Annotated in this window: 18 protein-coding genes; 11 read left to right on the forward strand and 7 right to left on the reverse strand. The window is 63.4% G+C overall.

Translation table 11 applies throughout. The annotated features are described in order from the left end of the window. Positions 1-60: 60 nt before the first annotated feature. The 5 genes from VPH40_RS20815 to VPH40_RS20835 form a co-directional block, all read right to left on the reverse strand. A complete protein-coding gene (locus VPH40_RS20815; protein ID WP_328574386.1) occupies positions 61-804 on the reverse strand; it encodes an amino acid ABC transporter ATP-binding protein in 744 nt (247 codons plus the stop codon). Further along, a complete protein-coding gene (locus VPH40_RS20820; RefSeq protein ID WP_289919148.1) occupies positions 801-1493 on the reverse strand; it encodes an amino acid ABC transporter permease in 693 nt (230 codons plus the stop codon). Before VPH40_RS20820 ends, VPH40_RS20815 begins: the two co-directional genes overlap by 4 nt. Continuing rightward, positions 1493-2170: an amino acid ABC transporter permease gene (locus VPH40_RS20825; protein ID WP_328574387.1), complete on the reverse strand. Its 678-nt coding sequence runs from the start codon at positions 2168-2170 to the stop codon at positions 1493-1495. Before VPH40_RS20825 ends, VPH40_RS20820 begins: the two co-directional genes overlap by 1 nt. 20 nt (positions 2171-2190) lie before the next feature. Next, a complete protein-coding gene (locus VPH40_RS20830; RefSeq protein WP_289911985.1) occupies positions 2191-3021 on the reverse strand; it encodes a transporter substrate-binding domain-containing protein in 831 nt (276 codons plus the stop codon). A 119-nt stretch (positions 3022-3140) separates the two neighbouring features. Beyond that, positions 3141-5249 (reverse strand): serine hydrolase, encoded by a 2109-nt coding sequence (locus tag VPH40_RS20835; protein WP_328574388.1) that lies wholly within the window; start codon positions 5247-5249, stop codon positions 3141-3143. A gap of 185 nt (positions 5250-5434) precedes the next feature. Between VPH40_RS20835 and VPH40_RS20840 the strand changes: the two genes are divergently transcribed. Then, on the forward strand, positions 5435-7072 hold the full coding sequence (locus VPH40_RS20840) for a histidine kinase (RefSeq protein WP_328574389.1): 1638 nt from the start codon (positions 5435-5437) through the stop codon (positions 7070-7072). Then, positions 7069-7758, forward strand: coding sequence for a LytR/AlgR family response regulator transcription factor (locus VPH40_RS20845; RefSeq protein ID WP_328574390.1), 690 nt, complete (start codon positions 7069-7071; stop codon positions 7756-7758). The genes VPH40_RS20840 and VPH40_RS20845 overlap by 4 nt, the downstream gene beginning before the upstream one ends. A gap of 9 nt (positions 7759-7767) precedes the next feature. Here the strand turns inward: VPH40_RS20845 and VPH40_RS20850 are convergent, their stop codons facing one another. Together VPH40_RS20850 and VPH40_RS20855 are read right to left on the reverse strand one after the other, a co-directional pair. Further along, positions 7768-8640 (reverse strand): zinc-dependent peptidase, encoded by an 873-nt coding sequence (locus tag VPH40_RS20850; protein ID WP_328574391.1) that lies wholly within the window; start codon positions 8638-8640, stop codon positions 7768-7770. A 285-nt stretch (positions 8641-8925) separates the two neighbouring features. After that, entirely contained in the window at positions 8926-9426 is a 501-nt protein-coding gene (locus tag VPH40_RS20855) for a winged helix-turn-helix domain-containing protein (RefSeq protein ID WP_010396453.1), read from the reverse strand. Between the two features lie 479 nt (positions 9427-9905). On the opposite strand from VPH40_RS20855, the gene VPH40_RS20860 reads away from it, so the two are divergent. The 9 genes from VPH40_RS20860 (at position 9906) to VPH40_RS20900 (ending at position 20081) form a co-directional block, all read left to right on the forward strand. Beyond that, positions 9906-10142, forward strand: coding sequence for a hypothetical protein (locus VPH40_RS20860; protein ID WP_251350769.1), 237 nt, complete (start codon positions 9906-9908; stop codon positions 10140-10142). 404 nt (positions 10143-10546) lie between these two features. Continuing rightward, positions 10547-11548 (forward strand): ABC transporter substrate-binding protein, encoded by a 1002-nt coding sequence (locus VPH40_RS20865; RefSeq protein ID WP_099664875.1) that lies wholly within the window; start codon positions 10547-10549, stop codon positions 11546-11548. A gap of 27 nt (positions 11549-11575) precedes the next feature. Next, the gene (locus tag VPH40_RS20870) at positions 11576-12385 is read left to right on the forward strand and encodes an ABC transporter permease (RefSeq protein ID WP_369812242.1); all 810 of its coding nucleotides are present in this window, start codon (positions 11576-11578) and stop codon (positions 12383-12385) included. An 11-nt stretch (positions 12386-12396) separates the two neighbouring features. Next, the gene (locus VPH40_RS20875; protein ID WP_077401587.1) at positions 12397-13188 is read left to right on the forward strand and encodes an ABC transporter ATP-binding protein; all 792 of its coding nucleotides are present in this window, start codon (positions 12397-12399) and stop codon (positions 13186-13188) included. Positions 13189-13260: 72 nt separating this feature from the next. Further along, the gene (locus VPH40_RS20880; protein ID WP_099664876.1) at positions 13261-15168 is read left to right on the forward strand and encodes a sensor histidine kinase; all 1908 of its coding nucleotides are present in this window, start codon (positions 13261-13263) and stop codon (positions 15166-15168) included. Continuing rightward, the gene (locus tag VPH40_RS20885) at positions 15155-16501 is read left to right on the forward strand and encodes a sigma-54-dependent transcriptional regulator (protein WP_328574392.1); all 1347 of its coding nucleotides are present in this window, start codon (positions 15155-15157) and stop codon (positions 16499-16501) included. The genes VPH40_RS20880 and VPH40_RS20885 overlap by 14 nt, the downstream gene beginning before the upstream one ends. Before the next feature lie 104 nt (positions 16502-16605). Then, complete coding sequence (locus VPH40_RS20890) at positions 16606-16914, forward strand: hypothetical protein (RefSeq protein WP_143451348.1); 309 nt, start codon at positions 16606-16608, stop codon at positions 16912-16914. Between the two features lie 75 nt (positions 16915-16989). Next, positions 16990-17670, forward strand: coding sequence for a hypothetical protein (locus tag VPH40_RS20895; protein WP_328574393.1), 681 nt, complete (start codon positions 16990-16992; stop codon positions 17668-17670). A gap of 92 nt (positions 17671-17762) precedes the next feature. Next, the gene (locus tag VPH40_RS20900) at positions 17763-20081 is read left to right on the forward strand and encodes a T6SS effector phospholipase Tle3 domain-containing protein (protein WP_328574394.1); all 2319 of its coding nucleotides are present in this window, start codon (positions 17763-17765) and stop codon (positions 20079-20081) included. Positions 20082-20139 lie beyond the last annotated feature (58 nt).

Raw genomic sequence — 20139 nt, forward strand, 5'->3', positions numbered from 1 at the left:
CCAGGATACCGTTCGCTTACGCACACAGCCGCTTACTCCCATGCCCAATCATATGCTCACTCAAGCAGACGCGCTGAAGGGGCTACGGATATCCGACAGGAATTGTTGCGCGCGCGCATGTTGAGGCCGCGCAAAGAAATCCTCGGGCGCGGCCCGCTCCAGCACTTGCCCGTGATCCATGAACCACACGCGGTCCGCCACTTCGCGCGCAAAGCCCATTTCATGCGTCACGCACACCATCGTCATGCCGCCCTGCGCCAGGTCGCGCATCACTTGCAGCACTTCGCCCACCATTTCCGGGTCCAGCGCGCTGGTCGGTTCATCGAACAGCATCAGCGGCGGCTGCATGGCCAGCGCGCGGGCAATCGCCACGCGCTGCTGCTGCCCGCCCGACAGGGCCGCCGGCATGGCGCGCGCCTTGTGCGCGAGGCCCACCCGTTCCAGCAGGGCCAGCGCCCGCTCTTCCGCTTGCTTGCGGCTCAGGCCGCGCAAGCGCTGCGGCGCCAGCGCGCAATTGTCCAGCACGGAAAGGTGCGGAAACAGGTTGAATTGCTGGAAAACAAAACCAATATGCGAACGGAAGGCGTTCACGTCCAGCCCCGGCGCGTGGATGTCCTGGCCCGCCACCGTGATGCGGCCCGAGGCGATCGGCTCCAGCCGGTTGATGGTGCGGATCAGGGTGGACTTGCCGGAACCGGACGGCCCGCACACGACCAGCACTTCGCCCTTGGCGACGTGTTCATTGATGCCGCTCAAGGCGTGATACTCGCCATAGTATTTATTGACGTTGTCAAAGGTAATCATGCAGCCGCTTTCAAGAGTCGCGCCTGGCGCCGCTCGAGCCAGAAGGCGGCGCGCGACAGGCTGAAACATAAGACAAAGTACGTCATGCCCAGCAAGAAATACACTTGCACGGGTTTCGTCAGCACCAGGCCATTGACTTGCGAGGCGATGAACGACACTTCGGCCAGGCCGATGATGTATCCCAGCGAGGTTTCCTTGATGGTCGAGACGAACTGGTTGACCAGGGACGGCAGCATGTGGCGCAGCGCCTGCGGCAGCACCACCGTGCGCATGCTGTCCAGATAGTTCAAGCCCAGCGAACGGGCCGCCTCCACCTGTCCGCGCGGCACCGCTTGCACGCCGGCGCGCACGATTTCCGCCAGATAAATGCCGTCGAAGATGACGAGGGCCGCCAGCATGGTGCCGAATTGCCCGCTTTCATGGCCGGTGATGCTGGGCAGGAAGAAATACGCCCAGAAGATGACAAGCAGCAAGGGGATGCCCCGCACCACGTGGATCAGCGCGGCGACGGGCCAGCGCAGCAGGCGCCAGGGACTCAAACGCGCCAGCCCCAGCAGCAAGCCGAACGGCAGGCTGAGCACCAGCGCCAGGCTGGCCAGCAGCACCGTCAGCGCCAGGCCACCCAGCGGCCCCTCGGGATAGCGTCCCACAAGGAAATACAGCCAGTAATCGTGGATCAGTTCCAGCATCAGGACACCTTCTTTTGCAGCAAGGCCGCCAGGCCCGCGATCACCAGGGAAACGGCCAGATAGGCCACGCTGGCGAAGACGAACGCTTCCACGCTGCGGAACGAGGCCGCTTCCACGCGCTGCGTCTGGTACATCAGCTCGGCCACGCCGATGACGGTGGCGATGCTGGTGTTTTGCCACAGGTTCAGGGTTTGCGACAGCAGCGGCGGCGCGGCCAGCCGCAGCGCCTGCGGCACGATGCACAGGCGCATGGTGACGAGAAAGCCGAAACCCAGCGCCCGGCCCGCCTCGAATTGCTGGGCAGGAATGGCGCGGATGCCGCTGCGGATGTCTTCCGCCATGTAGGCGGCCGTATATAAAGTCAGGGCCGTGACGGCGCTGACGACTTCGATATTGCCGGCATACAAGCGCTCCTTCCAGGCGTCGGGCAGCAGTTCGGGCGCGCCGAAATACCAGAACAGGAAGTGGGCCAGCAAGGGCACGTTGCGGATCAGCTCGACATACGCGGCGCCCAGCCCGTTGAGCAGGCGCGACGGCGCCAGGCGCAGCATGGCCACGCCGCACGCCAGCGGCAGGGACAACAGCAAGGTGATGCCCATCAGGCGCAATGACAGCAGCAAGCCGGACAGCAACCAGTCTCGGTAGTCGCTGGCCAGCAAAAAGTTCAGATCAAACATGCGGAAGAGTCAGGCAAGGTTCAGGCGTCGATCTTGTCCGATTCAATTTTAAATGTGCGTTTCTGGAATTTCACATTGCTCGTCGGGCCATACCATTTGAAGAACAGTTTTTCCGCCTCGCCCGACTTTTCCAGTTCCCGCAGCACCTTGTCGACGGCGGTTTTCACGCCCGTCTCGCCCTTGCGGATGCCGAAGGCAAACACTTCCTGGCTGATGTTTTGCGGCAGCACAATGTAATCCTTTTGCGCGGCGCCCAGCTTGGCGTAATTGTTGAGCAGGGACACTTCATCGTCGACATAGCCGACGCCCTTGCCTTGCTGCAAGCCGAGATAGGCCTGGCCCGCCGTCTCGAACGTCACCACGTCCACGCCGGGCACGGCCTTGCGAATATTCGGTTCCTGCGTGCCGCCCTTGACGGTCAGCACTTTCTTGCCGGCCAGGCCAGCAACCGTCGTGATATTGCTGCTTTTTTTCACCAGCACGCGCTGGCCCGTGTAAAACGTGGACAGGGAAAAATCGACCAGCGCTTCGCGTTCCTTGTTGTGCGTCAAGGACGCCGTCAGGATATCGATGCGGCCCTGCTGCAGTTCGGGAATGCGGGCAGCCACGGCCAGCTGCTTGATCACCGGCTTGACGCCCAGGCCCTGGGCGATGGCGCGGCACAGGTCCACTTCATAGCCGACCAGCTGGCGCGACTTGGCGTCGATAAAACTGTTCGGCTCGTCCGTGCCCAGGGTGCCGCAGACCAGCTCGCCCTTCGCCTTGATGGCGGCCAGCTGGTCCGCTTGCGCCACCTGCGTGAAGGCGATGGAGGTGAAAAGAAGCGCGGCGAAGTGTAGGCGGGTCTGCATGGAATTCCTCTGGTGGACAATGAATGCCGCCATTAGACCGCAGCGCTCTTATTTCCAAAAAGGAATCTTTTCACCCTTGCTTATGAAGAATTCATCTAAGGCATCAACGAAGACATCAACTAAGGCGCCAGCGCCTTCGTCTCGCCGCCGAGTCGGATGATCGCCGCCCTGGCCCCCACCGCGCCCGGATAGCGGGGGTCGAGCTGCAGCGCCTGCCTGTACGCCTCGAGCGCTTGCGGGCGCAAGCCTTGCTCCACATAAAACTCGGCCAGGCTGTCCTGCAGATTCGCGTCGCGCGGATGCAGGCTGGCGGCCGCCTGCAGCACGGCCATGCCTTGCGCCACGGCGCCGCTGCCTTTCAGGCGGTACGCTTCCAGGTTCAGCGCCGCCGGACTGGCCGCGCCCAGCGGGTCGCGGGCCAGCGCCAGGCGCAGGGCCGCGAGGGCGGGTTCCGTCTTTCCGGCGCGCAACAAGGTCAAGCCCTGCAGCGCATGCGCGCGGTCGCTGAGCGGATACAGTTCCACGGCCAGGCGGCTGGCCGCCAGCGCCGCATCCGCCTCGCCGCGCGCGGCCGACGCTTGCGCCAGATCAAGCAGCTCGGGCACGAAATCGGGATAGGCGCGCTGGCCGCGGAAGGCCGTGCGCAACTGGCTATCCAGGGCGGCGATGGATGCCGAGGCGGGCGCGGCCGGCCAGGCGATGGCGGCCGTGCGGTCCCAGCTGGCGGCCAGGGCCACGATGGCTTGCTCGAAGGCGGGGTCGAAACGGGGCATGGTGCCGGCCTTTGCATCTTGCGACAAGCGGATATAGTCGCGCGCAAACGCCAGCGCGCCGCCGCGCGAGTAGGTATTCAGGTCGACGCCCGATTCGCGCAAGGCCCCGGCCATGCTGGCGCCGGCCACGAGAAACACGCGGCCGCCCGCGGGATGGCGGGCCGCCTCGATGTAGGCGCGCGCCGCCTGGGCGTCGGGCGCCAGCGCTTGCCGGTTGATGTGCGTGAAGGCTGCGCGCGTGGCGGCCGCATCGGCATACGCCTGATCCGTGCGTTCGGCGTAGGCCCGGCCCTCTTCGAACAGGCCTTGCGCCACCTGGTAGGCGCGCTGCGCGCCCGCGTCGGCGATATACGTGTTCAGCTGCCACGGTTCGCCCGTGACCACTTCGAACAGGCGCTGCACGAAGGCTTCGGGATTGACGCGCTCGAGATTGGCGGCGACGGCGATGGTGAGCTTGCGCGAAGGAAAGCTGTACAGGTAGGTGACGGTTTCCGGCTGCTGGCCGCCGTGGGCGATGGCGTAGCGCCCGCCCGTCGGCAGGATTTCCCAGCCCATGCCGTAATTCGTCAAGCGGCCCGCGCGCGTGGCCATCGGCTGCACCATGGCGGCCACGCTGGCCGCCGACAGAATCTTGCCTGCGTGAACGCCCCGGCCGAAGGCCAGCATGTCAGGCACGCTGGCGCGCGTGCCGCCGGCCGAAAAGCGGCTGCTGATGTCGACGAATTCCGAATTCTTCAACTCCTTGCCGGCCAGCCGGTAGCCGCGCACGCGGTGGGCGATCACGGCGTCCGGGTCGTCCATCACGGTGGCGTCCATGTCCAGCGGCCCCCACACGTGGCGCCGCATGTAGCCGCCATAGCTCTCGCCCGAGGCAGCCTCGATGACGGCGCCCAGCAGGTTGTAGCCATAGCTGGTGTAGCGGAAGCGCGTGCCCGGTTCGGCGATCAGGTCGAACTGCTCGAAGACGGCGATGGACTGGCGCGTATCCTTGTGCTCCTTGAAATGCTGTTCCACCCTGCTGTCGCGGTAGGCGTCGATGCCGCCCAGGTGGCCCAGCAGCTGGCGCACCGTCACGGGAAACGGCTTGACGGGAAAATACGGCACATAGGTTTGCACGGGCGCATCCAGGTCGATCTTGCCCTGTTCGACCAGTTGCAAAATGGCCACCGCCGTCATGGGCTTGGTGACGGACGCCAGCCGGTAGCTGGACTGGGCCGTGGCCGGCACGCGGTTTTCCAGGTCCGCATAGCCATACCCTTTTACCCATTCCACGTCGCCCTGGCTGAAACCGACGGTCACGCCCGGGATGCGCTCCGCGCCCATGCGCCGGGCCGCCCAGCCGTCGAAATCGGCCAGGCGCGCGGCCAGCACAGCGGAGGGAGCGGAGGCGGCTTGCGCCATGCCGCAGAACAGCGCCAGCGCGCCGGCGAAACCGTAGTATTTGCTGCTTTGCATAGTCATGATTCCATGGTGAGGGCCGTGTGCACAGCACGGCGCTGATGCATGGTAAGTGTCTTTCACACGCCGTTGGCGGGCCGTGCACGAAATGCACGTGGCCCGCACGAACGGCACCGGCGTCGATGAAAAATGTTGCAAAGGAGTAGCAACGGGGTAGCATATGAGCAGCTACAATGCCCGCCATGCCCTCCCTCTTCCGCTACCTGTTGCTGTGCTGCCTGGCCTTGCCCTCTTTCGCCTGCGCCATGCATCCGCTCTCGCTGGACGACGGCTGGCGCACCTGCGGCAACACGGCTTCCGCACCCGCCTCGCTGCAGCAGCTGGTCCGGCCGGGCCAGCTGCTGTGCGTCGAGCGCGATGTCGCCCTGGCCGCCACGCCGTCATCGACGCAATTGCTGGTGCTGTCGGCGCTGGCTGCCAGCGAGCTGTGGCTCGATGGGGTCTTGATCGGCAGCAATGGCCAGCCGGCCCGCCAGGCCAGCGGGGAGCGCGCGGGCGACGTCGATTTCGCCCTCCACCTGAGGCCGCAGCAATTGGCCATGGGCACGCACCACCTGCGCCTGCTGCTGTCGACGCAGCAGGTGCCGGCCCACCTGGCATCGCCATTCTATGCGCTGTACCTGGTCGACCGGCAAGATTACCGCGCGGCGCTGGCCTGGTACCGGTTGCCGCCACTGCTGCTGGCCGGGGCGCTGGGCGCCGTCGCCCTGCTGTTTCTCGCCTTGACGGTACTGTACCAGCGGCAGCGGCACTGGGCCATGTTTGCGGCGCTGTGCCTGGCGGCGGCGCTGCTGCTGGTGGTGGAACTGTGGCGCAGCTTTGCCGGCTATGCCTATCCCTCGCACATGCCGCGCCTGTACGCCGTCAGCGCCCTGACCTGGCTGTTTTCCGCCTTGCTGCCCCTGTATTTTTATACGGCTTACCGCCTGCCCCGCTGGCCGCTGGCGGCGGCGGTGCTGCTGGCGGGCATCGCGCTGGCCGGCGCGCTGCCCACGCATTTCGACGCGCGCTGCTGGCTGATGTTTCTGACGGGCCTGGCGGCGAGCCTGGCGCTCAACCTGGTCGCCCTGTGGCGCCGCCTGCCGGGCAGCCGCGGCGGCACCTTGATCGCGCTGGCGTCGTGCGCCCTGTTCCTGCTGACGGGCAGCCAGTTTGCCGAAGGCGGCTTCGCCCTCGTCGTGTGCTTCCTGCTGCTGCCTGTATGCGCGCAATTGCTGGCGCAGCTATTGCGCGAACGCAGCAAGGCGGCGCGCGCCCAGCAGCTGGAAAACCAGCTCTTGCGCAAAAGCATGCAACCGCACTTCCTGATGAATTCCCTCAGCCTGATCAGCGAACTCAACGCGCAATCGCCGCAGGCGGCCGAAACCTTCATCGAGGCGCTGGGGGCCGAGCTGCGCATGCTCAACGAATTCGCACAGCAGCCCAGCATTGCCCTGACGCAAGAACTGGCCCTGTGCGAGAATTACCTGAGCATCATGGGCACGCGGCTGCAGCAGCCGTGCCGCCTGCAGCTCGACGGCGAGGCGGCGGGCATCACCGTGCCGCCCGCCCTGTTGCTGACGGCGCTGGAAAATGCGTTCAGCCACAACCGCTACCGCCACGGCGCGTCCTTTATCCTGCGCATCGAAAAACATGCGCAAACGCAAATACTTACCTTGCTGCTGCCCGAAGGCGAAGCGCGCGCCCATGCGGGCGGCGGCGTGGGCGAACAGTACATCCGCGCCAGCCTGCACGCCGTGTTCGGCGATGCGGCCAACTATGCCAGCGCACAGCATCCGGCAGGCTGGCGCCTCACCTTTACCTTGCCGGCGGCGCCATGAATGTGTTGATACTGGAAGATGAACCGCTGATCGCGCAAGGCCTCGAACGCGAAGTGCGCGCGCATTTCGGCGCGCGCCTCGGCAATCTCGTGCTGCATGACAATGTGCCGCAAGCGCTGGCCGCCCTGGCGCAGGGGCAGGTCGATTTGCTGCTGCTGGATTTGAACCTGCACGGTGCGGACGGCTATGATTTGCTGCGCCTGGCCGCCGATGCGCGCTTCCAGACCATCATCGTCTCGGCCCACGCGGAACGCTCGATCACGGCCTTCGAATTCGGCGTGCTCGATTTCGTCGCCAAGCCTTTCAGCCGCGAACGCCTGCACAAGGCGCTGCAACGCTATACGGGGCGGCACACGGAAGCGGCTTCGCTGGCCGTCAAGAAACGTGGGGCGCTGGAATGGATCGCCATGGCCGACATCGACCACGTGCAAGCCGATGGCCACTACAGCAATATCGTGTTGTGCAGCGGCGAGCAATGCTTTCACGACTTGCCTATCGACAAGCTCATGGCCCTGCTGCCGCCCCACTTCCTGCGCGTGCACCGCTCCTACATCGTCAACAGCCTGGGCTTCAAGCGGCTGCAGATCGGCGCGGGCGGCAAATACGCGCTCGACACGCAGACGAGCACGGGCATCCCCGTGTCGCGCAGCAGCTATCCCGCGCTGAAACAGCGGCTGCTGGGCTGAAGTCCCCGCTTACCAGTGCGGGGCGTAGTTGGGGAATGGCGAGGCCATGTGCTCGGGTTCCACGGGCGGCGCCATCCAGTCGCGCGGGTCGACCTTGTAGTACTGCAAGAATTGCGCATACAGTTCTTCATGGTGTTCGGCCATCTGGTACGGCTTTTCAAAGAAGGTTTCCGTGGCCACGGCAAAGAATTCGGCGGGATTGGTGGCGCCGTAATGGTCCATCACGCTTTGCTGCTGGTACATGGCGTCGTGGCGCAGGTTGTCGAAGTCGCGCGACAGCACGGTGGCCCAGCTGCGGTAGCTCGACACGCTGGGCAGGTAGGGCGCGCCATTCGCGGCGCCCGATTCGCTGTCGAGCTGGTGGGCAAATTCATGCAGCACGACATTGTGGCCATCGCTCCAGTCGGCCGCGCCCCGCTGCACGTGGTCCCAGGCCAGCACCACGCGGCCATCGCCCCAGGATTCGCCCAATAAACCATTCGCCGACGGCGTCACCACGCCGCCCGGCCCCACTTCATTGCGCGTGACGATGAATTCCGTGGGATACACGAGGATGGTGTCGAGTTCCGGATACACCTGCGTCTGACGGTTCAGCAGCAGCAAACAAGCCTGGCCGGCGATGGTGTAGCGCATCTCGTCCGTGATTTCCAGGCCGCCGCAGCCGACGAATTTCTTTTGATACAGGAATTGCACGACGAGGCGGCGCAACTGCTCCTGCAGCGGCGCCGGCATATGCTTATAGACAGGGATATTGTTTTCCAGCACGGCCAGGCCGGCGGCCGGCAAGGGCCTGGCCAGGGCACGCTTCAGGCGCCAGCGGGGGAACCACAGCGAAAAGACGATGGCCACCGTGACGAGGGCGATCCACAGCAGCGGGTTCATGCGGCGGCCCGTTTCAGGACAATGAGAGCGATGCAGGAGAACACGGCGTAGGCAGACAAGGACAAGCTCCTTCAAGTGAACCCGCACGGCGCGGGCAGCAGTCCAGCCCACATGGGGATGCTTGCAGTCTTTTCAATCAGACCACGTTCAATCGACTCACCTCGGATGGTTCGGCACAACGCCAAAAGCCGGGTCGCAACCCGGCTTTCGACATGCGTCTGATAATACGAACCACAAACGACGTCCGCCAGCCGCCAGGCGGCCGTTCAGGCGCCGTAACAACTATTACTCGGCAGCCTTTTGCTGCGGCGCACCAAACAGGGCAGCGACCAGCGGATCGCGCGTCACGGGACCACGGTTGACGCGGATGGCGTAATGCGTGTCATCGGCCAGGATGTGGAAGTGACGGCCGCTGCCTGCCATGCTTTGCTCGCGCAAGCCTGGACGATCCTTGCGCGGTGGCGCGCCTTCGCGTTTTGGCTGGACGATGGCGGCCAGGAAGGCGCGCACGCGCTCAGGGTCTGGCGTCAGCTGGTACACTGCCTTGCCCAGGTAGGTGGCGGTGCCTTCGATGTAACGGGCCAGTTCGATCACGCCCGCTTCGCGCAGGTCGCGGATGTATTTGCGGGCGCCCGATGGCGAAAACTTGAGGAACCAGGCGATTTCGTCGGCCAGCATCTCGTGCAGCGACAATTCGCCGATCAGCTTTTGCATGTTTTCGATGCGGCGCAGGGTGGCCGACGTCGAACGCACGCGCTCGATCGGTGCCATGGAAATGGGATTCATGCGTTCCGGGGGGATAGGTGCTGCGCGTTCTACCATTTGCGAGCCTTTTTCGGGGCTACGAAGTTCCTGGTGCGCTGCCTTTAATTCGCTCTTCACGTGAGACTGAGTCATTGCATGCATTTGAATACTCCTTTTAAACGATTGCCGGTAGCCCGGATTGTTAAGTTCTTGGCAATTTTTATACCAGAACACCACGAATCCTGAGCGTCTGGGCACAGAATGCCCGTGTCGGCGGCTGCGGTCTGTGCGTTAACGAACATTAGAAGCAAGAAAGTGAAAAATATTGCCCTATTGAATTCTTTCTCTCGTGGCATCTAAAAAAGACATCTAAAAAACCGGCATGACGAGCCTGTGCCGCCATTCGTGGCGCAAAGTGAAATAGCGAACAGAAGCGGAAACGCCATTGCAATAAATTCAAGCTTCGCGCGCGGCGCCTGCCGCCCGCATCGCGAATCTTCGACTCTTGCAAAGGAAACATCATGAAAATGCCCGCCCTGTTGGCCGCCGCCTTGCTCGTCACCCTGTCCGCCTGTAAGAAACCGGCCGAGCCGCCCCTGCCCGAAACGGCGCCCAATCCCGCTTCCACGCCACAAGTGATGCCTGCCCCCGTCACGCCAGCCATGCCGGAAACCGGCCCGGGCAGCACGACGCCGCCTGCGCCGCTGACCGATCCCGCCACCGCGCCCGCCCTGCCACCGGCCACGGCGCCGAAGTAAAGCCTACAGTCGAGGCCGGCACACGGCCTCAGACGGGCGCCCGCGCGGCGCCGTCCCTACTCCACGGGGGAGTTTCGCGTTGCCAGCCTGTTTGCAACGCGTTTTTTTACGATTGGAGTCGGCCACGCCCTGAAGGTTCACCGGCATGTGGCCCGCAAGCCAAGCGCACACCGCCCCGAAAATGCGGCAATCCGCACAGCCTTTCCCCTCGCCGTGCGGAAAGACGGAATCTCGCCATTTCCCATTTTCACTAGATTCAAATTAAACCTTTATAAACAATCACTTGCAATAAACGTCAAAATGCGCTCCACTGGCACGGAAGATGCTTTTATATTTTCATAACCGCCGTCAGAGCGGCAGCCCGACCCACTATATAAAACCATCTACCTTTTGGAGACAACAGCATGGCACGCACCTTCCGCATCTCGTCCTTCCTGAACACCAAGGCACTGACCGTCGCCGTCGCACTGGCCGCGCAATTCCCGCTGGCCGTCCATGCGGCCGACCTGGTCCGCCTGGGCAACCTGAAATTCGCCCATTACGGCGCCGTCGCCTACATGAAGGAAATCGCGCCCAAATACGACTTGAAAATTGAAGAGCGCATCTTCGCCAAGGGCCTCGACATCGTGCCAGCCATGATCGCCGGTGAAATCGACGTGTCCGCCAGCGCGCTGGAAGCGGCCATCACGGGCCGCGCCACGGGCTTGCCCGTGTACCTGGTGGGCGGCTTCGCCAAGGGCGGCGTGCAGATCGTCGGCCGTCCCGACCTGAACATCAAGGGCATCGCCGACCTGAAAGGCAAGAAAGTCGGCGTCACGCGCGGCGGCCCGCAGGAAATCCTGCTGTTTGCCGAACTGACCAAGGCCAAACTGACCTGGTCCGACAAGCCGGGCAAGGACGTGCAGATCCTGTACATGGGCTACCCGGACTTGAACCAGGCGCTGCTGACCAAGGATATCGACGTCATGAGCCAGTCCGAGCCGTACTCGACCCAGGCCATCCACAAGAAATACGGCGCGGCCATCATCAAGCCTTACGACACGCCGCTGGGCGAGCCCGTGCGCGCGCTCGTGATGACGGAAAAGATGTACAAAGAGAAACCTGCCGTGGCCCAGCGCTTCATGGATTGCTTCGTCGCTGCCACGCGCGCCTTCCTGGCCGACCCGAAACTGGCGGAAAAATACGTGCGCGAATCGATGTTCAAGAACCAGATCACGACCGAGGATTACCGCGACGCCATCGACAACGCCATCTTCACGGAAGACATCACGCAAAGCCACGTGCAGCTGACCACCGATTACATGGTGAAATTCGGCGTGGGCCGCATGGCCAAACCGCCTGCAGCACAGGATTGGGTCAAGCTGGACCTGCTGGAAAAAGCCAAGAAATCCTACGCACCACGCTAATCTGAAAGTATCACGATGAATATTCAAATGATGAAACGCTTCGCGCACGGTGCCGCCGTGCCCGTGGCCGTGCTGCTGCTGTGGCAAGCCATGTCGACGTTCGGCTGGATCAACCCGCAAATCCTGCCCTCGCCCGTGGCCGTGCTGGTGAAATGGTATGAATACCTGGTGCCGATGGAAGCCTACACGCCCGAAACGGGCAATTACCTCGTGTGGATGTTCTCCGGCGAGTTGCCGCATGACGCCTGGGCCAGCCTGTCGCGCGTGCTGGGCGGCTTCGCCATCGGCGCCGGCCTGGCATTGCCGCTGGGCTTGCTGATGGGCACCAACAAGACCATCTATAAACTGTTCGACCCGCTGGTGCAGGTGCTGCGCCCGATTCCCCCCATCGCCTACATTCCGCTGGCCATTTTGTGGTTCGGCCTGGGCAACCCGCCCGCCTTCTTCCTGATCAGCATCGGCTCCTTCTTCCCCGTGCTGATGAATACCATCGCCGGCGTGCGCCAGGTCGACGGCATCTACATCCGCGCCGCTCGCAACCTGGGCGCCAGCCAGATGACCATGTTCCGCCGCGTCATCCTGCCGGCCGCCACGCCCTACATCCTGGCGGGCGCGCGCATCGGCATGGGCACGGCCTTCATCGTCGTGATCGTGGCGGAAATGATCGCCGTCAATAGCGGCCTCGGTTTCCGCATCCTGGAAGCGCGCGAATATTTCTGGTCTGACAAGATTATCGCCGGCATGTTCACCATCGGCCTGTTCGGCCTGGCCATCGACATGGCCATGAATGCCCTGAATAATCATTTGCTGCAGTGGCACCGCGGCCTGGAACACTGAGAGGAACGGCCATGACCACGATCAATATCAATGCAGTCAATAAAATCTTCACCACGGGCGGCGCGGACGTCATCGCCCTGAAGGATATCAACCTGGAAATCGCCAGCGGCGAGTTCATCTGCCTGCTGGGACCGTCCGGCTGCGGCAAGTCGACCCTGCTCAACGCCATCGCCGGCTTTTCGCAACCGACGTCCGGCCAGATCCTGGCCGGCGGCAAGCTGATCACCGAGCCCGGTCCCGACCGCGGCATGGTGTTCCAGGAATACGCGCTGTTCCCGTGGATGACCATCGAGAGCAATATCGCTTTCGGCCTGGAAATCGCCGGCAAGACGCCAGCCGAAATCAAGGAACGGGTCGACATGCTGCTGAGCATGCTGGGCTTGACGGAATTCCGTGCCCGCTACCCGAAAGACTTGTCGGGTGGCATGCGCCAGCGCGTGGCGATTGCCCGCGTGCTGGCCCTCGATTCGCCGATCATGCTGATGGATGAACCGTTCGGCGCGCTGGACGCCTTGACGCGGCGCAACCTGCAAGATGAATTGCTGAAAATCTGGAAAGTCTTCGGCACCACCATCGTGTTCGTCACGCACTCGATCGAGGAATCGATCTACCTGGCCGACCGCACCATCGTCATGACCTACCGTCCCGGCACCATCAAGCGCGACGTGGCCATCGAACTGCCCCGCCCGCGTGACCCGAGCGACCCGGAGTTCAACCGCCTGAAACGCATGCTGGGCGAGATGGTGATGGAAGAGCAGCAAAGGCACCATAACGCCGAGACGATGGCAAGTACTGCAGACTGATAGTATGTCTGATTAGTTAGCACCGGGGCAGTGCCGTCTGGCCTGCCCCATCAACCCGACACACGGAGCACCATGGCATTCGGCAAATGGACCCTGAGACCCGCGCTCGGCCCCCTGCTGGCCGTGGGATCGCTGGTCGTGCTGACGTGGGCGTCGTATGCCTGGGTCAAGCAGCGCCAGCTCGATGAATTGCACCGCACCCTCGATTCACGCGCGGAACTGTATGCGGCGTCCATCGGCGGCGCCCTCAACAAGTACGAATTCCTGCCCCTGGCCGTGGCCCAGAGCGATGCCGTGGCGCAATTGCTGGAACAGCCCAGCGCCGACAAGGTCACACAGATCAACGCCTACCTGGTCGACATGAACCGCCGCGCGGGCGCCTTTGCCGTCTACGTGCTCGACGACAAGGGCACGACCCTGGCGTCGAGCAACTGGCAAGACCGCAGCTCGTATGTGGGCGTCAACTACGGTTTCCGGCCCTACTTCAAGGATGCGATTGCGGGCGGCATCGGCCGCTTCTACGGCATCGGCGCTTCCACCTTCGAGGCCGGCTATTTCATTTCGCAACCCGTGCAGCGCAACGGGCGCATCATCGGCATCGTCGCCGCCAAGGTCAACCTGGACTGGATCGAGCAATCGTGGCGCACGCCCGGCGCCGGTGAACAGATCTGGGTCAAGGATGCAAATGGCGTGCTGATCCTGGCTACCACGCCCGCCTTCAAGTTCAAGACCCTGGCGCCCCTGTCGCCGGCCGCGAAGAACGATATCAGCGCGCAGCGCCAGTTCCTGCAGGAAAATCTGCCCATCTTGCCGCACCGGTTGCGGCGCCAGTTTGCCGACGGCGCCAGCGTGATGACGCTGGAACGTCCGCAGACGGGCGATACGCCCGCCCTGTCCGGCAGCGCCGACTATCTGGCCGTGAACCGCGCGCTGGGCCCGCTGCAATGGCAAATCACCGTGCTGGCCGAGCTCGACCAGGTCGACGAGGCGGCGCGCAACGCGGCCATCGCCGCCGCGCTGGGCTGGGCGCTGCTGCTGCTGGCCCTGATGTATGCGCGCCAGCGCCGGCGCCGCATCGCCGACAAGCTCAATGCGCAACAGACGCTGGCGCGCGCCTATGAACAGCTGGAAATCAAGGTCGAGCAGCGCACGGCCGACCTCGTGCATGCGAATGGCCGCCTGCAGGCGGAAGTGGCCGAGCGCGAGCGGGCGGAGCAGACCCTGCGCTATGCCCAGGCGGAATTGGTGCAAAGCGGCAAGCTGGCGGCCATCGGCCAGATGGCGGCCGGCGTCACGCACGAGCTGAACCAGCCGCTGGCCGCCCTGCAGACGTTTTCCGACAATGCCAAGGTGTTCCTGGCGCGCGGGCGCATCGACGATGCGCTCGACAACCTGTCGACCATTTCCGACCTCGTCAAGCGTCTCGGCTATGTGACGTCGCAACTGAAAGGCTTTGCGCGGCGCAGCGACGATGCCCGCAAACCCGTCAGCGTGCGCCAGGCGTTTGCGCAAACCATGCTGCAAATCCGCACGCGCAAGCATTCGCAGCGCCTGACCCTGCATGAAAGCTGGCTGGAGGACGACATCATCGTGCTGTGCAACGCCATCGGCCTGGAACAGGTGTTTACCAATCTGATCACGAACGCCATGGATGCCGTGCCGGAAAACGAGCCCGTGCAAATCTGGTTCCAGGTGCGCCGCGAAGGCGACCTCGCCGTGCTGCATATCACCGATAATGGCCCCGGCATCCCGCTCGCTTCGCTGGACAAGATCTTTGACCCCTTCTATACCACCAAGGAACACGGGCTGGGCTTGGGATTGTCGATCAGCGCTGGCATACTGCGCGCGGCCGGCAGCGCATTGGCCGTGCGCAACCGCAGCGCGCAGGAAGGGGGCGGCGCGCAATTTACCATCACCCTGAGCTGCGCCCCGGGGGAAAAGAATAAAGAGACAGAGGAAACACCCGATGCACGAGAATAATTTTGAAGGCATGCAAGTGCTGCTGGTGGAAGACGACGCCGTCGTGCGCAAGGGCGCGCGGCAATCGCTGGAACTGGCGGGCTTGCAAGTGACGGCCGTCGCCACGGCCGAGGAAGCGCTGCCCTACCTGGTGCCGGAATTTGCGGGCATTTTATTGAGCGATATCAAACTGCCCGGCATGGATGGCTTGAAACTGCTCGATATCGCCGTGGCGCAGGATGCCAGCCTGCCCGTCATCCTCGTCACGGGCCACGGCGACGTGTCGATGGCCGTGGGCGCCATGCGCCGTGGCGCCTACGATTTCATCGAAAAACCGTTTTCCGCCGACTTGCTGGTGGAAGTGTGCCGCCGCGCCCTGGATAAACGCCATTTGGTGCTGGAAAACATGAACTTGCGCCGCCAGCTCGAACAGCGGGTCGGCATCGAGGCGCGCATCGTGGGCCGCAGCGCGGCCATGGCCAAGGTGCGCCAGCTGGTGCTGAACCTGGCGCCGAAATCGGCCGACATCATCATCCTCGGCGAAACGGGGACCGGTAAGGAACTCATCGCCCGCTGCCTGCACGATTTCAGCGAGCGGCGCGACCACCCGTTCGTGGCCATCAACTGCGGCGCCCTGCCCGAATCGATCTTCGAATCGGAACTGTTCGGCCACGAGGAAGGGGCATTCACGGGCGCGCAGCGCCAGCGCATCGGCAAGATCGAGTACGCCAACGGCGGCACTTTGTTTTTAGACGAAATCGAAAGCATGCCGCTGGCCCTGCAAGTCAAGCTGCTGCGCGTGCTGCAGGAACGGCAAGTGGAACGGCTCGGCTCCAACAAATTGATTTCAGTCAATTTCCGCGTCATCGCCGCCGCCAAGGAGGATTTGAATGTGCTGGCGGAACAGGGCAAGTTCCGGCCCGACCTGTATTACCGCCTGAACGTGGCCAGCCTGACCTTGCCCGCGCTGCGCAACCGGCGCGAGGATATTCCCCTGCTGTTTGAATTCTTCGTGCTGCAGGCAGCCTTGCGCTACGGCCAGCCGGCCGCCCTCGTCAGCAGCGAACTGATCGCCTCGCTGATGGCACAGCGCTGGGCCGGCAATGTGCGCGAACTGCACAATGTGGCCGACCGCTTCGTGCTGGGCCTGCTCGACGACACCCTGAGCCCGGCAGGCTGTCGCGAAGCATCCTTGGCCGAACAAGTCGACACCTTCGAGATTTCCATCATCGAGGAAGCCTTGCGCCGCCACAATGGCAACGTCATCGACGCGGCCGCCAGCCTGAATATCCCGAAGAAAACCCTGTACGACAAGCTCAAGCGCTTCGATATCTCGACGGAACAGTTCCGTTGATCTGAAGCAAATAGCCGACACGGCCATGAGGCGGCGTCCTACCCGTGCAGGCGGACTCCTGTGTGAGAATGCAGGCTCAACCTCATTTCTCACAGGATACCGCCATGAAAACCGCCGCTCTCTTGCTGGCCGCCACCCTGATGACCGTCGGCGGCGCCTGGGTGCAAGCCCAGTCGACGACGAATGTGAACCAGACGGGCAACCACACCAACAATGCCAGGGATCCGGGCCAGCAATCGGACCAGTCCGACAAGCTCGACAACAAAGGCAAGCCGATCCACGACGCCAAGCCCGCCAAGACGCGCACGGACAAGCGCACGCGGCGCGGCAAGCCCGTGGCCACGCCGGACACCCCGGCCGCCAGCGGACCGGCCACCGCGCCGCCAGCGACGCCAGCCGCGCCGGCCCGCTAAGTCTGCCTCCAGCGCTGCGCCACATTGCTCCAAGGCACGTTATCATCGCGCCTTTGCAATATATCCAGGATGACAATGAAAGCAGCATGGTGTGGAATGGCGGCGGCCAGCGTATTCGCGGCCGCGGGCGTACAGGCGGCGCCCACGGTGGGCGAATGCATGGAATTGACGACAGGCATCAAGTTCAGCAAGAACAATGGCGATGCGCAAGTCAACGTCGAGGAAATGTTCGAAGGCAAGAAACAAAAGGGCACGCAGCTGATCCTCGACGGCGGCGTGCTGCTGGCCACGTCCTACCAGGATATCCGCGACGGTCAGGTCTTCCTGACGGGCGCCATCCACTACAACGAAGACGGCACCGTGCGCAGCAAGAACGTCTACACGCCGCAGTCCGCCATCCCCGCCAACATGCGCCCCGGCCAGGAAGTGCGCGTGCAGTTCACGGACACGCGAACGGACACCCACTACCCGCTGGCGGGCCTGTCGGACAAGATCACCACCTCCACGCGCACGGATAAACGCGATTTCTCGATCACCTTCCTCGGCTGGGAACGCCTGGAACTGGGCGGCCGCCGCTTCCCCGACGCCTGCAAGTTCGAACTGCGCGACGTCGGCGGCAAGAGCAAGGGTAAAAGCGGTGAATACGTATGGTACGCGCAAGGCTATGGCGCGATCATGACGGACAAGCTAGACAAGGATGGCGACGTGCAGCCCGCGTACCGCATCGCGCTGACGAAGATCATCAGCGCGCCGTAAGGACTCCTTCTTTTCCGCAATGCTTGCGGAAACGCAATTAATCCACCATCCCGCCCCTCTACACTGACCTGTCTGGTCAGCCTGGAGCGGCGATGGCGTATCCCAAACTTCCGTATATCAGCGGCAAGAGCACCGCCCTGCTGCACTGCGACCGCACGCAGGAAGCCATCGTGCGCATCCGCCCCGAACTGCCCGGCAACGTCATCGTCATCCATGGCGTCAATGACGTGGGCACGAGTTTCAGTGCCGTGGAAAAGGGGCTGTGCCAGGGACTCGACGCGCGCATGTACGGCGGCGGCCACGTTTTCACCCCTGCCGCCTACCGCCTGCCGCAGGAGGCTGACAAGCGTGAAACCATCGCCGACCCGGACGATGTGTATTTCAAGCGCAAGCCTGATGAGGCGACGTACAGCCCCGTCATTCCGTTTTACTGGGGCTTTCGCGAACGCGGCAACGCCAGCAAAGTGGTCAACGGCCAAAACACTGACCGCTACGGCAACCGCCTGGACAAGGACATGTCGAAGAACGGCGGTCCGTTCGGCAATGCCACCAACACCCTGCCCGACATGTGGAACAAGGGGCTGTTTTCACCCTACGATGTTGGCGGCGACCCCGTGCGTCCGCTGATGACGGCGCCGGGCCGCATGTACATGGTGCTGGCGGCCAAGCGCCTGGCCGCGCTGATCGCCATGATCCGCGACTACGACAGCGACGACGTGGTATCCATCGTCGCGCACAGCCAGGGCTGTCTGATCTCGCTGCTGGCGCAAGCCTTCCTGCTCGATGAGGGCAAGCGCCCCGCCGACACCCTGATCCTCACGCATCCGCCCTACAGCCTGGTGGAAGACACGACGATGTTTTTCGGCGCGGCGGAGGCGAGCCGCATCTTCGGCGGCGGCCGCGATGCTGCGATGGAAAGCCAGTACGACGCCATCGACAACCGCCAGACCCTGCATGCACGCTTGCAAACCCTCGTACAGATCGTGCAGGGCGTGGTGGCAAAAAAGCACGCCACGCCCGCCTTTGCGCACATCAAGGATCACACTATCTGCCATGGCATGGCGGGCGCCGCATGGCGCGCGGAAGCGGACCGCGACAACCGGGGCAAGGTTTACCTGTACTTTTGCCCCGAAGACATGACTGTGGCGCTGGATAATATGCAGGGCATAGGCTGGCAAGGCATACCCGACCACGTCGATGGCCATGGCCTGTCCAAGACCAAGGGCAAGACGAACAAAAGCATCTGGGGCGACGGCCCCACCTACTGGGAAAAGGAATTCCAGCGCCGCCAGCCGCTGGCGGAACTGGGCAAAGGGTTTTACCAGCGCGTATTTACCAACAAACAACGCCCCGATGCGGCCGGCAAGAACCGCGGGCCCGTGCCGGTGGGCCCGCCGCCGCACGACTTCGCCCTGCGCGTGGAAGGCGAGGACGACCATGCCCACGTGGCGGGCGCCAACCGGGGTCACCGCGCCAGCCATGACGAAGCGCCCTGGCCGCCCGTCAAGCCCAGCAAATGGAATGTCTTTTCCACGGAAGCGAAACGGCGCGAAGGCTTGCGCACGATCAATGGCGAAGCGCTGCGCGTACCCACGAAGGCCGTGTTGGACGGCGGCGAGATCCGCCCTGGGCAATTCCCGAAGGATTCCGACCAGGCCAGGCTGCCGCGCGACCAGCAAGGACCGTGCGAGGAAGTCGACCCGATCGACGCGGCCATCGCGGTGACCAGCAAGAAAGGTTTGCGCATCCGCAAGCAGGAAATCATCGCCGATCCGCGGCCGCTCAAGCATCGCATTCCCGAGTACGGCGCCGGCATGTTCGGCGCGGGCGAGCGCGAGCAAGTGGAAAAGGCCCTGAACCTGGGCAAGGAAGCGGGCGACCAATGCAAGCTCGACCGCGTCTCGCGCCACCCGGGCGGTGGCGACAGGCTGCGCGTGGACCGCGAAGAAACCCCGAACGAGGCGCGCCAGCGCTGGCAGAACGAGGTCAGCCCCAAATCCTTCCACGGCGCCATCATCGGCAACGCGGAAAACCACCGCAACGTGACGGCGTATGACGTGGCCATCGGCGGGGGCAAGGCCAGCAGCGATCCGAGGTTTTACCGGTATTTGTGTACGGTGGCGGATTGGCGGCTGCAACGAAATCCACTGATACTTAAGCGACCGTCCATACCCAGATGGGAAGAGTTCTTGACGCAATTTGGTATCTATTGGGCCGCTGAGTCCGCGCAGCGCAAACAGATTATTGAAGGCAATGCTCAATACTATAGCTCGGGAGAGTTACCGGCCTGGCTACCTGCCCTGCAGGCTGGGCTGCCCTCCACCGTGGTATGTGAAATAGTCAACGGCAGGCGCACTGAATCGGTCGTTACTCCTGTCGTCCATAAAGCCAGCAACGACATCCCAAGATGAAAAATTTATTCCTCCGCATGCAATATCCGCTGTATGCAGCCGCCATCGTCATGGCACT

Source organism: Janthinobacterium sp. P210005, from assembly GCF_036231865.1.
In the GTDB taxonomy this organism is placed as follows: Bacteria; Pseudomonadota; Gammaproteobacteria; order Burkholderiales; family Burkholderiaceae_D; genus Janthinobacterium; species Janthinobacterium kumbetense.